General features: G+C 46.7%; 12 protein-coding genes. 5 read left to right on the plus strand and 7 right to left on the minus strand.

All coding sequences use genetic code 11. The features are described 5' to 3' along the window. Together ACOJUN_RS22325 and ACOJUN_RS22330 are read left to right on the plus strand one after the other, a co-directional pair. The gene (locus ACOJUN_RS22325; RefSeq protein ID WP_422134058.1) at positions 1-210 is read left to right on the plus strand and encodes a hypothetical protein; all 210 of its coding nucleotides are present in this window, start codon (positions 1-3) and stop codon (positions 208-210) included. 87 nt (positions 211-297) lie between these two features. Continuing rightward, positions 298-603 carry an RNA recognition motif domain-containing protein gene (locus ACOJUN_RS22330; protein ID WP_422134059.1) on the plus strand — a complete coding sequence of 102 codons (306 nt, stop codon included), beginning with the start codon at positions 298-300 and terminating at the stop codon, positions 601-603. Positions 604-888: 285 nt separating this feature from the next. Here ACOJUN_RS22330 and ACOJUN_RS22335 read toward each other — a convergent pair whose 3' ends face one another. Then, positions 889-1,296: a hypothetical protein gene (locus ACOJUN_RS22335; protein WP_422134060.1), complete on the minus strand. Its 408-nt coding sequence runs from the start codon at positions 1,294-1,296 to the stop codon at positions 889-891. Positions 1,297-1,468: 172 nt separating this feature from the next. Here ACOJUN_RS22335 and ACOJUN_RS22340 point away from each other — a divergent pair, with 172 nt between their 5' ends. Then, a complete protein-coding gene (locus ACOJUN_RS22340) occupies positions 1,469-2,365 on the plus strand; it encodes a hypothetical protein (RefSeq protein WP_422134061.1) in 897 nt (298 codons plus the stop codon). Positions 2,366-2,433: 68 nt separating this feature from the next. On the opposite strand, the gene ACOJUN_RS22345 is transcribed toward ACOJUN_RS22340, so the two are convergent. From ACOJUN_RS22345 to ACOJUN_RS22365, 5 genes are all read right to left on the minus strand, one after another. Then, on the minus strand, positions 2,434-5,490 hold the full coding sequence (locus ACOJUN_RS22345; protein WP_422134062.1) for an efflux RND transporter permease subunit: 3,057 nt from the start codon (positions 5,488-5,490) through the stop codon (positions 2,434-2,436). Positions 5,491-5,492: 2 nt separating this feature from the next. Then, positions 5,493-6,638 carry an efflux RND transporter periplasmic adaptor subunit gene (locus ACOJUN_RS22350; protein WP_422134063.1) on the minus strand — a complete coding sequence of 382 codons (1,146 nt, stop codon included), beginning with the start codon at positions 6,636-6,638 and terminating at the stop codon, positions 5,493-5,495. A gap of 174 nt (positions 6,639-6,812) precedes the next feature. Next, positions 6,813-7,523, minus strand: coding sequence for a TetR/AcrR family transcriptional regulator (locus ACOJUN_RS22355; RefSeq protein WP_422134064.1), 711 nt, complete (start codon positions 7,521-7,523; stop codon positions 6,813-6,815). Positions 7,524-7,584: 61 nt separating this feature from the next. Beyond that, positions 7,585-9,924, minus strand: a complete 2,340-nt coding sequence (locus ACOJUN_RS22360; protein ID WP_422134065.1) for an ATP-binding protein — start codon at positions 9,922-9,924, stop codon at positions 7,585-7,587. A gap of 529 nt (positions 9,925-10,453) precedes the next feature. Next, the gene (locus ACOJUN_RS22365; protein WP_422134066.1) at positions 10,454-12,160 is read right to left on the minus strand and encodes a mechanosensitive ion channel domain-containing protein; all 1,707 of its coding nucleotides are present in this window, start codon (positions 12,158-12,160) and stop codon (positions 10,454-10,456) included. A 251-nt stretch (positions 12,161-12,411) separates the two neighbouring features. Here ACOJUN_RS22365 and ACOJUN_RS22370 point away from each other — a divergent pair, with 251 nt between their 5' ends. After that, on the plus strand, positions 12,412-12,840 hold the full coding sequence (locus ACOJUN_RS22370; protein WP_422134067.1) for a hypothetical protein: 429 nt from the start codon (positions 12,412-12,414) through the stop codon (positions 12,838-12,840). Here the strand turns inward: ACOJUN_RS22370 and ACOJUN_RS22375 are convergent. Further along, positions 12,727-15,981 carry an ankyrin repeat domain-containing protein gene (locus ACOJUN_RS22375; RefSeq protein WP_422134068.1) on the minus strand — a complete coding sequence of 1,085 codons (3,255 nt, stop codon included), beginning with the start codon at positions 15,979-15,981 and terminating at the stop codon, positions 12,727-12,729. The two genes, ACOJUN_RS22370 and ACOJUN_RS22375, sit on opposite strands and share 114 nt — an antisense overlap. Positions 15,982-16,134: 153 nt before the next feature. Between ACOJUN_RS22375 and ACOJUN_RS22380 the strand changes: the two genes are divergently transcribed. Then, positions 16,135-17,583, plus strand: a complete 1,449-nt coding sequence (locus ACOJUN_RS22380) for a hypothetical protein (protein ID WP_422134069.1) — start codon at positions 16,135-16,137, stop codon at positions 17,581-17,583. Positions 17,584-17,808: the final 225 nt, after the last annotated feature.

Here is a 17,808-nt window from a genome sequence, read left to right on the forward strand (position 1 = left end):
ATGATAATAATGATACTCATGACGTCAGAATATGGACTGTCTGGCTGCACTGAGTGCTCCGTTCACGAAAACCAGAACATTCAGGATATGATTCCGGAAACCCTGTGCAAAGAGGCCATTGGCCCCTCCCTTCATAACAACAAGAGAGATCAAAATGTTTCTGCCGGGTTTCTGCTGAAAGCCCTTAGATGTCGTCCTGAATTTAAATAATGATGCTGCCCAATGCCTTGTTCGAGCCAAGTTGTGTGTCTCGATTCCGGGTTACAGTAGCTTTGGATAATTGGAGACCTATTTACCATGCAACAGAATAAACTGTTTATAGGTAACCTTCCTTTCAGCAGTGATGAAAGTGACCTTCAGCAAGCCTTCGAGCAATTTGGTGAGATCGATGAAATTCGCGTGATTACCGACAGGGAAACCGGTCGCTCCAGAGGTTTTGCATTTATTACTTTTGCAGAAAGTGATAACGCTCAATCTGCTTTAACTATGGATGGTAAAGAATTGAATGGCAGACCCCTTCGAGTCAATTTTGCTACCGAACGCAATGCTGGAAAGACCCGTGGCAAGTCCCGCAATCAAACTCCTACGAGAAACAATGTCTGATTAAGGCGACGAACCTGACAGGGAAACAGATCGGTCATTTAATTTCAGTACCCGATATGACAGTGATGAAAGCTATGCTTTCCGGGCACCTGGTCAGCTCTGGTTGGCTTCAATCAGAAGGGCCCGGGAAATGGTTCCCGGCTTCCCTGATCATGACCCTGTCTTTTTTCTCCAGAATTTTTCATCATTCCCTGCTGTCACTTCATCGGGTTGATGGGTATTTTCTCGGCACTTGCAGATCCATCGCTCGTTGAATCTGCATTTGCGGTTGTTGAATGGCTTTTGCTATCGGGTTGAACCGGAATTACTGAATTCAGGAATGGGCACTCTTGAAGTGCTGCTACAGTTTTTATTCTGTGCCAAACCTAGCAGGTAATTGTAACGTTGACGAAAGGCATTAATTTCAATCTGCTCTGCCTGACTGAGGTCCATAAAGAACCAGGGAACCAAGAGAAACGCACCGGCCACCCCCAGGGTTACGTTTTTACCGGTTTTATCGGTCTTGGGAACCTGCCTTCTGATTTCCTCCTCGATAAAGACTATTTCGTTTTCCAGAGCTGCACAGGAGCGATTGATATCCCCGTACTGTCGTACAGCAACCGGATGTGCATCCCTGCCTGCACAGCCTGCCTGCAGCAGCGTGACGGCCAGTAGTGATAGACCGGCAATTCTATGACTATTTCTTAACAACATAATTTAATCTGAACACTCTAAAAAAAACCAGATATAGGTTAGACCAACAAAACGATACTTCGTTCACTCCTTACAAAAAAATAAATAAAAACCTCTTTCGCAAGCCTCATCCCTATCCACTTTTGCCGATACAAATCTAACGTCTCCCTGCAACTGATTAATGGATGTCCTGATGAATAATGTGATGAATAAAAAGTATTTGCTTTCCCTTGCTCTGGTTCTCTCTCCTGTCATACAAGCTAACCAAAAACCTATAAAACCGGTTGAACCCGTAAAGGCTGAAATGACCGTTGAATCTGCCACTCAACCCGAACTCTCAGATAAATCTCCTCTGCCACTGGTTTCTGCTGCGGTGCGCTATGGAATGATGGCCAGTGCTTATTTGAACAGCCCCAGTGGGATGGTGACAGAAGGCTATCGTTTTCAAATCAGAAGCCTCTACCTGTCTTATCTGAAAGAGATGCTGGCAAAGCCGGGTCATACCGTTGAAAAAATTAATGAGACACTGTTGGCACAGTGGATGATGAGGCTGGGCCGTGAAGGTTTTGGACCTGAGACACTCCTGAGTATCAAAAATGGCATGCAGGACAAACTGGCCGAGTGGAGCCAGAAAAGCCTGTCAGGACAGATTACGCCTTCCCTGGAGTCCACTGAAATCATGCCCAAACTCGAACAGCAGATTAAGGCCTGCAAGAGAATGACGCCTCAACCCTCCAGTGATCCCGCCAAACGTCGCTCTTGCCACCAGGCCGAATCCCTGACCAGAATTGAATCCAGTGCAGTGATCGGCCCTGACCTGCTGAAAAGCGCCATGCTGAAATTGATTCCCTCTTATGCCCAGGGTTTAATCGATGTATCCAGTCGTCCTTACTACCGGGCATTTATTACTTCCAAAGAAGATTTCCAGGGGAGCGTGAGCACTTTACTGGGTCAGGGTTACACTGCACGCCAGCTGGCTGAAATTCTGGAATTTGCCGGTGTGGATTACCCGGAGGTTTTTAACAACCTTTATTACTACGCCCTTCGAAACGACCAGAGTATTCATGAGCCAGTGGTGACTCAAAACTGAACATCCTTGTATAAAAAAAGAGCCGTGCTATTGAAAGTCACGGCTCGATTTTTTAGAGAGCAACGGCCTTATCCGTCATAGCGAACCTTGTAAAGCAGCGAATAAGTCACAGGCAGTACAATCAGTGTCAAAACGGTTGCAAAGCCGAGACCAAAGATAATAGTCACCGCCATTGAACTGAAGAAAGCATCAAACACCAGCGGTATCATACCCAGCATGGTGGTCAATGCAGCCATGCAAACCGGGCGTACCCTGCTGACAGAAGCATCAACAATGGACCTGGCAAGATTGCCGGTTTTCTCTTCTTCAATGTTGATTTGTTCCACCAGGACAATGCCATTCTTGATCAACATACCTGAAAGACTCAGTAAACCAAGCAGCGCTGTGAATGTGAAAGGCATATTCAGTAACAGCAAACCTGCCGACACCCCGATGACACCCAGAGGTACGGTAAACCAGATAGCCAGTGGCTGCCGAACCGTACTGAACAGCAAAACCGTAATAATAAACATTATCAGGTAACCCATCGGCAATGACTTAAAGATGCTGCCCTGGGCATTACTGGACATTTCGAATTCACCGCCCCATTCCAGGGTGTAACCTTCTGGCAGGCTGATGGACTCAATTTTATCCTTGAGCCTCAATCGAACCGATTCGGGGGTTTCACCTGTGAAGGGTCTTGCGTCTGCCATGACCGTGAGAACACGCTTCAGGTTACGACGCACAATCAGCGGATTTTCTGTAGCCGATTCGAAGCTGCTCACGACCTGAGCTACTGGCACAAAGGCATTACGCTCCTGGCTCCATACCTGAAGATCGGTCAGGGTATTGGCGTTCAGGCGTTCTTCCTCCGGAGCTCTGGCTATGATCGGCAACAGATGACTGCCATCCCGATACACACCCACCTGCTTGCCGGTAAAGTTCACCAGCAAGGCTTCATCCAGCGTCTGTTTTGAAATACCGCTTCGGCGGCCTGCCGCTTCATCAAACTGAGGACGGGCAATGGTAACCTGCTCTCTCCAGGACTGTCTCACGTCTACGGCTGAGGGCTCTTCCTCCATGATGGCCATGGCTTTGGCGCCCAGTTCCCGAAGAATAGCGGGGTCTGAGCCGTAGAACCTTGCTTCTATGTTGGCGGCGGGTGAAGGACCGTTCTGCAACAGCTTGAACTTGAATTCAATGCCCGGGTATTTGGCGTTCATAGCCTTTTCCATGGGACCAATCAGCGCTTTCATCCGATCCCTTTCATCGACCTCGATAATCAGCTGTCCGTAGCTGCTGTAACTCTTTTCCGGAGCATATGTCAGAATAAAACGCTGAGCCCCCCTGCCCATCACCGAAGTGACATTCACGACGCCCTCGTAAGTCAGTACATCCTGCTCAAGTTGCTTGATGGCTTCTTCAGTGGCACGAATATCACTGCCTTCCTGCATCCAGACATCGACAAAGAAGATCGGTGTATTTGAAGGAGGAAAGAAAGACTGCTTAACATAACCAAAACCGACAATGGCCGTGACCAGAGCGGCCACCGTCAATAACAGAGAAATAATTCTGTGCTTCAGGGCTTTGTTCAGAAACCAGCGATAAAAAGAGAACAGAGCGCCTTTATAGGGATCAGATTCACTGCCCACCATGGCCTCGGACGGTTCCTTGAATACCAGATGACAGAAAAAAGGTGTCAAAGTGAGAGCCAGAACCCAGCTGATCATCAGGGACAAAAACAGCACCTGAAACAGGGAAACCATGAAATCACCGGTGGTATCAGGTGACAGACCAATGGGCGCAAAGGCGATAATGGCAATCACTGTCGCGCCCAGCAAAGGCCACTGATTCTGAACCACCACCTGCCTGATGGCGTCCATTCGGGAAAGCCCTCTGTGCAAACCCACCAGAACCCCTTCGGTGACCACAATAGCATTATCCACCAGCATCCCCAGGGCAATGATCAATGCCCCGAGTGAAATAAGCTGCAAATCGACTCCCAGCAAGTTCATGCCGATGAAAGTGCCCAGAATGGTCAGCAACAGAATACCACCCATTAACAGACCGGAACGCAGACCCATGGCAAACAGCAAGACAACTATGACAATGGCAATAGCTTCAGCCAGACTGATCAGAAAGCCATTTACTGAAGCTCTGACCACTTCAGGCTGGTCATAGACAGTGGTAACATCGATCCCTACAGGACGGCTTGACTCCAGTTCGGCCAGACGGGCATTAACGGCATCTCCCACATCCACTACGTTCACGCCCTTGGCAAATGAGATGCCCAGAGAAATCGCCTGCTCACCATTACTTCGATAAAGGTTTTGAGGCGTGTCATCAAAGGTAGTGTGAACATCAGCAATATCACCCAGGTAGATCAGTTCAGTGGTGCCGGGTGAACTGACCAGCAATTCTTTCAACTCACTGATGTCCCTGAACTCTCCCGTGGGATGAATACGTACCGAAAAGCCATCAATAAACATCTTTCCGGCATTGGACACAACATTCTGATTTTGGATCAAACTGAAGATATAGGCCGGATCGACACCCAGGGCGGCGGCTTTGGGCTGAGAAATCTCAATAACCACCTGTTCATCGACCGTACCCGCCAGGCTGACTTTCTTGACGCCGTCGACCAGAGAGAGTTCACGTTGAAGAAAGTCGCCATAACTTTCCAGCTCACGATAATTAAAGTCGCGGCCACTGATGTTCAGCATGATGCCAAAGACATCACTGAAGTTATCATTGACACTCGAAGGAAAGACACCCGGAGGCATAGACGACTGGGTATCATTGACCTTACTGCGAAGCTCATCCCATATTTGCGGCTGATCGCTGGCCGTGAACTCATCTTTCAGCTCTATCATGATCTGGGAGAGACCGGCACTGGAGACAGAATCGATATTCTTCACGTATTCCATCTCCAGAATGGCCCGTTCCAAAGGTAAAGTGACCTCTTCTTCAACCTGCTGGGGTGAAGCTCCGGGATACGCCGTGTTGACCATCGCCTGGGGAATCGGAAATTCCGGGAACTCCAACTTGCCCAGACCAAAGAAGGATACCGTACCGCCAATCAGCAGCAGGACCACAAACATCCAGCTGATCACTTTGTTTCGAATCGAATACTCAGCAATATTCATGTTTACAGCCCCCGCTCACGCTGCAGTGGCTTGACAGTCATGCCGGGGCGCAGCCGATTAACACCGGCTGAAACAATGCGCTCACCTTCTTTGAGCCCTGAAGTGACTTCGATACCCGACTGGAGAATGGTACCTGTGGTCACTGCAACCGGATTCACGGTGTTATTATGCTCATCGTATATCCAGACCTGCTCCCTGCCGCTGGTATTGTCTTTCAAAACCGCCGACAGAGGCACAATAAAGTGCTGACCGCCGTTGCTTCCCGGTGAAACTTTTGCCAAATCCATTGTCAGGGTTGCGCCCATGCCGGGATAAACCGTTAAGTCTTCAGGAATAGGCATGGTGAAAACGGCTTCATAGGACTGGGTACCGGGGCTCACTCTGGTGGCGTGCTCTTTGTAACTGACTTTGTATTCCGTACCGGGTCTTCCGGCAAAAGTGACCGTCGGCTGATAGCTGAAATCCACCTCCTCTTCCCGGACATTGGCGACAATACTCTCCGGAACCTGAATACTGACATCCAGGGTATTGCTGCCCTCCAGAATAAGAATGGCCTGCTGCGCCTGAACAAACTGATAATTCTCTACCAGAGTCTGGGCAACCCGACCATCAAACGGCGCCTTGAGTACAGAGTACTTCAATTTATCCCTGGCCAACTCCAGGGCGGCTCTGGCTGACTTGAGTTTGGCGTTGGAGTTATCCAGCTCGGACTGAGAGACCACTTTTTTCTGATAGAGCGATTTAATCCGTTTATTGTCCGTTTCTGCCAGATCAAAATCTGCCTGTCGGGCAGCCAGCTCATTGCGAATATCACGGTCGTCCAGCCTAGCCAGCAACTGCCCTTTCTTAACCTCTTCAGCCTGTTTGACAGGAAACTCCACCAGTTCGCCGGGAATACGGAAAGAAATCTCGGCTTCCTTGCTGGCATAGACCTTGGCCGGAAACTGTCGTAAGTTGCCGGCATTGGAATCTTCCACCTTGAACAGCTTCACTGGACGAGTCACCACTTTCTGTTCTTCCTGTGGCTGCGAGCAACCTGAAAGAACCAGAACCGCAGCGACCAGTGAGGTCAGAAGGAATGGCGAGTAACCCAACTTGTTGTTATTGATTGAAGCCTTACCTTTGGGCAGGCTGAACATCGATTTCATAAACTTTCTCCCTCGCGGACACAGGGCATCCCAACCCCGAATATCATTCGCAAAACAGCCTAAAAAATCCCCTGCGTGAGGGGATCAACATAAACAGCAATAAGCAAAGAAAAACACTCTGTGCCAGCTGCACATTTCAGAAATGGCAAATCAAACCGTGTTAAAGTAAGACTTTCAGTAGTCTGCTTCAAGGACTGTATAGCTAGTCACAACGCCCACCAGCTGATTAAGCCGTGATCTGGGAACGACAGAATGAAGATTCCAACCCGCCAGATAACGTTCAATATTTGACAAGTGCAGATCCACCCCGTCGTCTTCTCGAAAGTCTGCATTGAAAACGCCAAAGCCTGACTCCTTAATCTGATAAAGACCGCAGGACAAGCCCCAAAGCCCCATCAACAGCTCAGCAACCAGCGCATCAGAAACGCCTTCATAGCCATTCTCAACAAGCGTCAGCCGAACCAGAGCCCTGAGCTGATTGTCAATATAGTTACCCAACTCATTCATGGCATTGCTGCGATTGGCAGAGGCTCTTTGCCAGATACTCGGGTTCATGGCCAGCTGACTGAGTGAAAAGTGCTCCGGATTATCCTGATTCACTTGCCAGAGGCAGAGACAGATCATGACCATCTTTTCGACTGAAGCCAGATCCGTATCCAGAACACGATGCAGCACCTGAATTTTTTGCCGGGCCAGAAAATAAGCGCACCCCAGAAGCAGATCTTCTTTACTGGAGAAATGAGAATAGATGGCTCCCATGGAGCACTCTGCCGCCTGGGCAACATCGGACATTCGCAGATCGAGGAAACTTTTCTCTTTCATCAGAAGGAGTGTGGCAGCAACGATCTCGGCTTCTCTCTGAATACGTTTCTGCTGTCTGGACATAAGGACGCTAATACTTGGAAATAAAAACGAATAATATTCGTTTTTGCTCAACTGACACAAGTTATTTTTTAGATTGGAAGGAGCCACGATCCGGATTTTTCACATTGCTGAATGGGTTCCCACCAAACGCTCCCGGCAAACTTTGCTGTTTGAGCTGATCCTGCAGTCCGAACTCCGCAAAGTCCGGGAACATATGCGCTAGCCGCTCCCTGACACAGACCTCATTATAGTTAAGAGATAAATATGGCTGATTTAAAAAAACCCGTACAGATTTTAACAATAATAAGCGGTCATTGGTTTTGACCACCAGCTTCAAGCCTTCGTTGTGTACTCTCTGAATAACATTTAAGAACTGCTTGATATGAGTATCATCATCAATAACATCACACTCCATAAAAACAGCCTGATGCTGTGTTTTGGTTAAATCTCTGAGATCGTAATCCGGGCTTACAACATATCTTCCGGGTAAAAAGGGGCTCCCCACCTGGCGGATCTGTTCGGCCGGAATACTGAGTACTCTGACCAATTCGTCTATTGATACTGCGTGTTCAGTGATCACTGCTGCCGCATTGCGGCCGTGATACTGAGCCAGTTGCGATATTGCATCAGCAGCCTGTACTTCAGGGCTGTGCCACCATCGGGAACGGTGACTGTCTCCCTGCAAATCGCTCAGATAAAGAAAATTATGTGCGTAGTCGGTTAAGGGATCGATATTGCAAGGGAATGCAGCTTTGACAGGAATATGATGATTTGAACTGACCATGATGGCCTTATCATAATTCATCACATGTTTCATTGTTTTTGCCAGAAGTTGTTTGCTAAAGCCATCGCTGCGGGCATCATCGATGACCACCAAATCTTTACCGGCAAGCATTTCGTCGATCTTTACATACCATCGCACTATATCAGCCTGTAAGTGCTGATAAAGCTCACCTAACTTATCTGCGTCCAGATACAGGGTGTTGACACCATACTTGGCTGCTTTTTTGGTAACAGCTGCACAAAGATGTGTTTTTCCTATTCCTGGTGATCCGGTCAGGAATAGTCCCATGGACTTTTTACACCGGGCTTCACCCTGATTATTAATCACAGCGTGCGTGAACTTCAGGGCCTTCTCATGCATGAGTTCCTGCTGTGTTGAATAGGGTTTGTATTGATCTATATCAGCATCAAGATTTTCAGTGTGGAGCTCTGACCCGTAATGCACCGGCTTTGGTTCCATAGTCGCAGTGACAGACAAAAGCGGTTGACGGTGCCAGACTTGATCGCACTGGGACAAAAAATATTCCCAGAACTCAGTATTAAAGCGAGCCGCAATAAGTATACCACCAATAGGGTGGTCATAGGGCAGGATATCGCTGGCCCGCTCTGTATAGTTCGTTCTCCCCTCTTTAATGGCAAAAATTGTCTCAGGAGTCTGTGGTTTATTGTAGCCATCAATCAGTATTTTTTTGACCTGATCGTAGGTTTTCGGCTCATCAAATACACCCGGACCAAACCCCAGATAGAGATTCTGTCCGCTGCTGTTTTGCCCGGTGCATACCAGATTGAAACCGACAGAACGACCATTTGCGTGCTTCAAATCGTAGCCCTCTACGCCCTGAATATAGAGGAAATCACCTTTTTTTATCTGCTGTTCTGACTGCTCAGTGCTCCCTGAACCTTTGTAAAACTCAAGATAATTAAACAGATGATGGAGAGGGTTGCTAAAATCGGTCAGTTTTAAAGATTCGCCTTCTTTTGCGAGTTCTTGGAAGGATTCATAAACATGGCTGATGTGACTGAAAAGGTCGCAGGAAATTCTAAACTTTGAGATCGGTGCGCCAAAGATGCGGTCGAATTCGTCTGTGCCAATGATGGTTTCTATGGCCCGATACTGACAGGCCAAAAGGGTCATTGCACAGTCTGCAGTGGTGGGGCCATGAAAAAAAGCATTCAGACACTCACTTGGTTTATGCCCATTATCCCTTGCTACAAAGCTACGCCTGTTCATCGTGTCAAAATATTCCGGTAGTGAGTGCGCCCCGAGGTAGATACTTTTTGTCAGCTTGCGAAGTTCGAGGGCCAGATAATCCTCCCGATAAAAAATACCCAGACGTTTTTCTTCTTCTGCCCAACAATTATCCGCTTGGTGACAAAAGCTTGTCGTGACTGAGCCCCGTTGATCGTATGGTGTGTTAACAAGCTGGAGCCAGTGAATTGTTTTTTCGGCGAACTGCTCAGCAAAGGGTTTAGTACTGAGACTTTTCGGGAAGGCGTTGTAAGGGGGGGTTATCTGGTGTAAAGATTTGATATGATCTCTAAAAACACACTTATCGTGGTATGAGACTTTTTTAAAAATTGAGTCAAAGAGGACAGGAAAGCCTGCGCCAATTCCAACACCATCGTTTCCCCCATTCATTATATTCGACTTCTGCACGCATGAATCCACCTTTTCATTAGGGTCGTCATGAGTGAACTCCGCACCAGAAGATAATACACACCTGGACGTAATAGCTGTCTGTATCGGTTTCCCATTGATATCGATTGGTTTAAAAAGTTTTGAATCATCTTCATAATCTAATGACAAAGATGATACAAGCCTTGAGGGGTTACCCAAAAATGTTTTGGTATTCCCTACTTCAGAAACTCTTTCAGTAGACTCTCCTGCCGGGAATTGGAGATTTGTGCCGGGTTGAAAGCTTGCAGGTTCAGTATACATATTTCTTATCCTCCATTTCTTATGCTTGCTGTTAATACCTTTTTGAAGTCAGCATATTTAGTCAGCACGTTGAATCCTGCCTGAGAGTATTTCAGGTAATCTCAGGAGAGCGTGCTTGTATAAATATGACACTAAAGTCCTAATATCTTTGACAACGAAGAAATGATTTAGTTCATTGCTAAATGGAGGTGTTCGGTTCAGGAGTTTGAACCATGGCCTACAGAATTGCTCACTGACAGCCTGTTACCTGCTCGCCCGGCAGGTCTGCTGGCGCCTTGCTATAAAAATGAAGCTCCCGTTGCGGGAATGGAATGGTGATACCTTCCCGGTCAAACCGGACTTTCACCTCACGGGTGATGTCCCAGTATACATCCCAGTAGTCGTCAGTTTTTACCCAGGGACGAACCACAAAATCCACAGATGACTCGTTGAGAATATTCAGACGAATGATGTGCTCCGGTGTTTTCAGTATTTTCTGGTGGCTGCAGACAATATCTTCAAGAAGGCTTTCAACCTGCTCAACATTGTCTCCATAAGCAACCCCAAAGACCATATCGACCCGGCGGATGCGCTCCGATGTGATGTTCTTAATGGTTTCTCCCCAGATTTTGGCATTGGGTACCATAAAGACCTGATTATCAAAAGTGCGAATTGTGGTGTTGACCAGACTCATTTTGCCCACTTTGCCTGCAACACCTCCGGCCTCAACATAGTCACCCACATCAAAAGGGCGATAGATCAGGATCATCATACCGGAGGCAAAATTGGACAGGGTATCCTGCAGGGCAAAACCGATAACGATACCGGCCACACCCAGACCGGTCAGTACCGGTGTTAAATCCAGTCCCACCTGTGCCAGGGCAAACAGGAGGCCGAAAACCACCACCAGGTTACCGCCAACACTGATAAAGAAATCCTGAACCAATGTACTGAAACGAGCTTTCTTAAGAGTAACGGCCCGGGATATCCCCCGCCGAACCAGACGAGATAGCATTATGGTGACTGCCATCAGAGCGACAAACAGTAAGAGGCGGGAGAGTATGCCGCCCAGATTGGATTTAAACCAATGAATCAAATCACCCCAGAGTCCGGCAATGACCGTGTGCAATGTTTCGATGTTAACGACGGCTTCTGCCAGATTACCGGTAGTTTTGAAAATCAGTTCATTATACTGTTCCACCGGCAGTCCCTGTTCTTGCATCATTATCACGATCTGTTTCAGATTCGCCACGGCACTGCGAACCAGACGGTCCTGAGTGGCAATTTTACTTTCCAAAGAACTTCGGGCATCTGCAGGAAGGGATTTCAGCTCCGTCTGTAACAACTCTTTCTGGCGGTTATTATTACGGAGATAGGTAGCCATAAACTCAGCGTAAAGGGTTATCTCCCGGTCAAGTTGCTGTTGCGCAGCGGCGCTATTGACCTTCCAGCTTTTCAGTAATTTCAGGTTATCCAGCCGTTCATTCAGCAGCCAGTTTATGTAGGCGTAGAAGTCGTTGATGTTGAACAACACCAGTAACTGCTCATCGGCACTGGCTTTCTCATATTGTTCAAACAGTTTGCGCAGATCAGTTGAGGCGGGGGTTAGCCGGGCTTCAAAAAAGCGGTTTTCTGCGTTCACCACCTCTTCACCCAGCTTTATGGTCTCTGGGGTATTAATAGCCTGAACCTGGTCAAGGAAATCATTAACCAGACGAGTAGTGGTGCGAATATCGGAAACGACTTGTTGCTGAATTAAATCGCGGGTCATCTCAGAACTGGTATCCTCCCAGTTGGCCTCCATCTGAACCACCCGTTTGCTGGCAGCTTCAATATTGCTGATGACCGAAGCCTGTGAAGCAACAAGCTCGGTTGCTGGCAGGGACTGGCTAGTGGTGTTTTCTGCTAAGGCGCTGAAAGAAAAAAACAGGAATATCCAGATAAGGTTTCTGAACATCGGAAATCTCCGAAAAGAACAAGAGTCTCTGTTCCAGTTTAGGTGGTGATGGGATTCCCTATGTGAAAATTTGGCACCTGAACTTGAATTCCGGTCTTGCCTTATAGTAGTCAGTCGTCGTTTATAAGTATAACCTGATTCACTCCGGTAAACTACTTCATGATTACCCTTATGGAGGCTGTCGCAAAACTCCAACAACTCGTTACCACGCTCTGAGGGTGTCGCGAAACTCTCTCCAGCGTGGGAACGAGTTGACTCCCGTCATTCCCGGCTTCATTCTCGTCATTCCCGGCTTCATTCTCGTCATTCCCGGCTTCATTCTCGTCATTCCCGGCTTCATTCTCGTCATTCCCGGCTTCATTCTCGTCATTCCCGGCTTCATTCTCGTCATTCCCGCGAAGGCGGGAATCCACACTGACTCACCACCAGAACCATACTGCCCGGTGCCCCCCTGGCCTTGTCATCCCCGAGAAGGCAGAGATCCACCGTTGGCGCTGGATTCCCGCCTTCGCGGGAATGACGACCTCATAGCATGGGAACGAGCTGTTGGAGTTTTGCGACACCCTCTATGGCAGCAGTTTTTTATAGCGACCAAATTGAAGCAGCGCTGCCACCACCTTGTTATTGAAAGGCTTATTCACATGCATTTGCTGCAGCCTGAAGTGATGGTTTGTTATTGAGTCCTTGTCCAGGCAGCTATCAATATAATCAGCCAGGGCTTGCTCAGAAGGATCAAGCGCTGCGAGCAACGCCTTTTTTTCAATCCCGCCCAGTTTTTCTGCTTTATGTAACAGGCTCATAATGGTGACTGGCCGCAATTGCAAAGGCGATGGCTGGGGGTCTGCCCATACAAAATCCAACGCCTCATTTTCAAATTCAAACTCGTTGGTCTTTATCTTGTCAATATAAGAAACTGCCTCTGCATAGCGACCTTCCCTGACAAAACTGGACAACTTTTTAAGGACTTCAATCCCGGTGCCTTCCCTTTCCATCTGTAGCTTGCAGGAAAAGGCCAGGGCCTTTAAAGCCTCCAGTGGCACTCCCATGTCCTGGGCCACTGGCGTATTTCCATAGGGAAGGAGAGAAAGATGGGGTTGGCCACTTTGCAACAGAGTCGTGGTCAGATTGGCACCTTCACTTAACACCGGGAACCGGGTGCTTTGCACCAGCTTATTGAAACTTTGCTGCGGCAGACTGGGCATAAGACACAGTAACCATTGGCTCCTGCCCGAGGCCATCAAAGAGGCCCGGTCCTGCTGATCCCGAAAGTCAACCAGTGTAAAACCCATGGTTCTCGCGATTTCTTTTAACGAACTCATTCCATTTTCATCCATATATTCATCTCCCTCTCTATCCTTATCCCTAAAAGCGCTGACCGTGGTGGTCACCACTACCGGGAGGGCGTCTGCTGCCTGACCCTGATTTATTTTAATAGCACTAAGCCAATTGCTTAGTATCGTTGCTTTATTCTGGCGCAGAACAGTGTGCAAACCATAAACTACCGCAATATGTATTTTTTCGTTGGCAGATAAATCACAAAGATCATCAATAGCAGAGATTAATGTTGCTCGATGGCTATCGACGGATTCGATGGCTGTTTCCGTTCCCTGTGGTTGCAGATCTTCGCCGGGAATAATGGCGTTTGCCGGTAGATGCAAAGAGACGATATTACAATCAGACACTGCATCCTTGTCGTAAATGGAAGTTGTGGGTAATTTATCGGTGAAAGTGGATTTCGAAACGTTGCAAGGCTGTGACCATAGAGAGTATTCGTTATTTTCATCATTCATTTTAACCGATGTTTTGGTATCCAAATACATCGTTTCATGCTCAATGAAAAAACGATAGGGTTTTAAAGTAACGTAGGATTCTTGTATGCATCCCAATTGCCAGTAAAGCATTTCGGGTCGAAAAAATGAAAGGGTAACGGCTGCATTGATTTTATTCTCGCTTCGAAGATTACAGCTGGAAATGATAACCCTGGTGTCTTTTATATAAATTTCCTGAATGTCCTGATTAATCTTTATTCCTGGCAGCAAGTAAGCCAACATTGATAATGCTATTCGCTGTTTCTTTAGGTATCCTGCCTGTTCTTTATGATTAAATTTTTGTCGTGTGATGAAATCACTGTAATCCGGGGGTGACAATTGCGCATGAATAGTTTTGGCGCCCAGGTCAACAAGGGTTTTAATGAGTCCAACCGATGCCACGGTATCACCCATAGACATGAATTGACCTTTTTTATCTAAATTTTCTTCAATGATACAATGTACATACACCCCTATTTCCTGCAACCCACTTAACAAGGCTTTAACCTTTGGCAAATATTTGTCGGATGATGATCTCTCGGCAAAACTGTTGTCGGGCTGATCCGATAAATTTTCTCCCCTGATATTTTTATTGAAAATTTTATCTTCTTCCTGCTGCAAGGTCTGTTGGAATAGCGTTTTTTCGAAATTCTTCACCGGGCAAAACGGCAACTTCACTTTCTTCCGGGCCTCTCTGATCAGTTTTGCACAGATACCATTTTCTTTACTCTGAAATTCAGAGGCATATCCCATTTTCGTCAGTCGATTTATGAAGAACGGCTGCTCGAGAAGATATTTTAGAATTTCATCATGGCCACGTTTTATAGCCAGCTGAGTTAGCGGCTCCAAGTCATTTAAATCAACCTCGTCAGGTGTGAAAGTATCTGGACAGGTTTGAACGAGCCATTTTACACAATCCAAATGCCCACACTTTACCGCATGGCGAAGAAGGCTATTGGGTCGAAAAAAAACACCCGCGTTTTTTGCACTGCTGATAATTACTTCTGCACACTGCTTATGACCATTTTCCATCGCCAGCCCAATAAGGGAATAATTGCCAACAAACAGATTCCGGATACTTTCATACTCAAGCATGACCATTAGGCCGGCTTTATTGCCGTGTTGCGCTGCCAGATGAACCGGTGTGGCTCCTGATTTGTCTGTTGCCAGCAGTTCTTTTTCCAATAATGACAAGTTGGGGCAATTATCCAGAAAAAATCTCAAAAAATTATTTTGTTCTTCTTTGGCTGCGATATGCAGAGGTCGTTCGCCGTTATTATTTGTTGCCTGCAACAGCTGCTGAGCTCTACTAACCAACAGCCGAGATAAATCATCATGGCCGTGTAGTACCGCCAGATGCAGGACGGAGTTACCTTCTTCATCTTTAATAGCCAGAGCAAGGGGGTTTTTGCTAATGCATTCTTTTACGCTTTCTGTATCCCCCTGCCTTATCAGGTTTATCAGGACTTGCGGGGATAAATTATCCGCAAGGTTGCGCTGATGCCATGGTGCCTCCTTCGAAGAGACTTGCAGTTCCGCCATCTCCATCATCACTTGTTGCATCAGCACATTACCAGATGATTCCGGGAGTGCTTTTTTATTTTCGGGTCTGGAGTAAGGGTGACCAAGAATGGAGCGAGCCTGGATCCGTTTTACTGTTCTTGTAGCGCGTAAGCTTTCAGATGGCACAGAGCTTTGACAATGCCCTGATGCCACGCTCTGGACAGAGGGTATTACGGTGGCGGGGACTGTTACGGGATTATGCTTTTCAGATGTATTTTTATCAACACCATTCAGGTTTACTGGATTGGAAGATGCCCCTCCTGTTGGCAGCATTGTTGTTTCCCTCCTGAAAATCTTGCCAGCATCAGCCAGCTTTTTTAATGCACGCTGTCTTTTTTTTGACAACTGATAAATAAGGAAGTTCAGACTCAGGAAACTTTTATTCGATACCAGAACAGCCTCACCAAGTGTATCTTCGTATTGGATGCAGCCCACCGTAACAAGGTTCATTTTATAGATTGAACTAATATCTGGTACTTTGGTCTAAATAAAAAAACTAATAGCTGGTACTTTGGTCTAAATAAAAAAGAACAGACTTTAATCATTACAAGCTGAATAAACGTTTTTAATCTAATTGCATATTCATAGAAAAGGAGAAAAGTCATGATTAACGGTATGAACACCCTCAAATCTCTCGTTCCGGCAACAATACAGGGCAACACTAGGGAAACTCCCCCTGGTAAGCCTGATGATGTTACGCAAAAACGTGACATCACCCCTTATCTGAAAACCGACGGCAACGAAATTCAACAACCGACCGTCGATCTTTCAAGCCGAACAGTTACTGATTTGAATTCAGACTTAAACGACTCTGACATCAGCCCGCCGCCCCTTCCACAAGAGGAAATCGCAAAATTAGCAAGCAAAACTGAGACAGGGCAAAAAGCGGCAAAAAAACGTCGTTTACTTGAAGTAGATGAGTATTTTGTGGCAATTTTTCATCCCCTGGCGGAGCGACCCACGAATGCTCCTTCCAAACAGTACACGGGCAGTTCCGAGCGTAAGAATTGGGAGCATATGAATAATAACCCCCGGGGCAACTACTATGCGAGCTATGCCAATGTACCGCTTGGGAATGAACCGGAAACTGTCCAGATTGGCAACCAGCAACTGATTACGCTGGATACTTCGCAAGCATTTGTTGATCGGGATCTGGAGGCAAAGAGGGAAGATCTGGAATACTATAACTTCAGCTTTCTGGTTGATTTTTTAAACGAAAACAGCTCAATCAAATACATTGTTGATATTGGCTGTGATAACGGAAAAATATCCCTGTTAATGCAAAACTATCTCAATGAAAAGGGAATTCAAATTAAAGTGATTCCTGTTGATATTGCCAATACCTATGACAATGTATATTGCGACGACAAGCCACTGCCCATTAACATTATCCCGGCTCAGGAAATTCTTGGCGCTACACCGGCAACTACTTTGTTTACCGCAATACACCCTTTTACTGGCTTCGTGGATGAAGTAAAAGAACTGAGCAGGGAGGTTACACAGGGGAAAACCGACTATTACATCACTACACTCATAAAAAACAATCCTGGCTGTTTTGTCCTGGCCACCGAAGACCCTAATTCATCCTCCCCCCAGCGTTATATTCCCCCGGAACTGGTGTACACCAAGCATTATCACGCCTACGCGAATAGCTTTTGGATAAAGTGGCTGGAGGATGATGACAGGGTGCCTTTTTACCAGGAAAAAGCTGCAGAAATGAACTCAGAAAACGGTAATATTCACCGGTTAAACCAATTACTGGCGAAACTTCCCGAACAGCGGGATGGTTATCTGGCTTCGATCTCCCAAATTACAGATCGAATAAAAAGTTACATACTCAAAGAGCCAGAGAAATTCTGGCCAGATAATATCTTCAACTTGCATATTAATGACACATTATTCATGGCAACTAACAAATCTTCCGAATGTATCACATTCGAAAGCATCGAAGATGAGATAAAAAGAAATAGATTGGAGATGCATTGCTGGCATGTCTATCGCCAGGATATCAATGCCTCAGAAGTTTCCGGCCAGGCAGGGAAAGAGCCCTAACTTTCAGATTGAAGCTACAAGGCAGCCCGATTTTGTTGAAAGCATAAATTGAGATTAAGCTCTGTTGTTGGCGATGACTCTCTGTCAGATAGTCTACCCTTTATCCGGCATCGCATTCGTTAGGGCTGATCCATATCTGGACAACGAAAGTAATGGAACAGTTGGTATTACGGAGAGCCCATCGGCAATAATTTTTATGTTCTGTCATAGTTACTTATCAATGGC

Source organism: Endozoicomonas sp. ALD040, assembly GCF_049275945.1.
Taxonomy (GTDB): domain Bacteria; phylum Pseudomonadota; class Gammaproteobacteria; order Pseudomonadales; family Endozoicomonadaceae; genus Endozoicomonas_A.

What these genes read in the sequence shown, in the direction of transcription:
- ACOJUN_RS22325 (WP_422134058.1), top strand. Translation starts at nt 1, where the DNA reads ATGATAATAATGATACTCATGACGTCAGAATATGGACTGTCTGGCTGC.
- ACOJUN_RS22330 (WP_422134059.1), top strand. Translation starts at nt 298, where the DNA reads ATGCAACAGAATAAACTGTTTATAGGTAACCTTCCTTTCAGCAGTGAT.
- ACOJUN_RS22335 (WP_422134060.1), bottom strand. Translation starts at nt 1,296, where the DNA reads ATGTTGTTAAGAAATAGTCATAGAATTGCCGGTCTATCACTACTGGCC.
- ACOJUN_RS22340 (WP_422134061.1), top strand. Translation starts at nt 1,469, where the DNA reads ATGAATAATGTGATGAATAAAAAGTATTTGCTTTCCCTTGCTCTGGTT.
- ACOJUN_RS22345 (WP_422134062.1), bottom strand. Translation starts at nt 5,490, where the DNA reads ATGAATATTGCTGAGTATTCGATTCGAAACAAAGTGATCAGCTGGATG.
- ACOJUN_RS22350 (WP_422134063.1), bottom strand. Translation starts at nt 6,638, where the DNA reads ATGAAATCGATGTTCAGCCTGCCCAAAGGTAAGGCTTCAATCAATAAC.
- ACOJUN_RS22355 (WP_422134064.1), bottom strand. Translation starts at nt 7,523, where the DNA reads ATGTCCAGACAGCAGAAACGTATTCAGAGAGAAGCCGAGATCGTTGCT.
- ACOJUN_RS22360 (WP_422134065.1), bottom strand. Translation starts at nt 9,924, where the DNA reads ATGAATGGGGGAAACGATGGTGTTGGAATTGGCGCAGGCTTTCCTGTC.
- ACOJUN_RS22365 (WP_422134066.1), bottom strand. Translation starts at nt 12,160, where the DNA reads ATGTTCAGAAACCTTATCTGGATATTCCTGTTTTTTTCTTTCAGCGCC.
- ACOJUN_RS22375 (WP_422134068.1), bottom strand. Translation starts at nt 15,981, where the DNA reads ATGAACCTTGTTACGGTGGGCTGCATCCAATACGAAGATACACTTGGT.
- ACOJUN_RS22380 (WP_422134069.1), top strand. Translation starts at nt 16,135, where the DNA reads ATGATTAACGGTATGAACACCCTCAAATCTCTCGTTCCGGCAACAATA.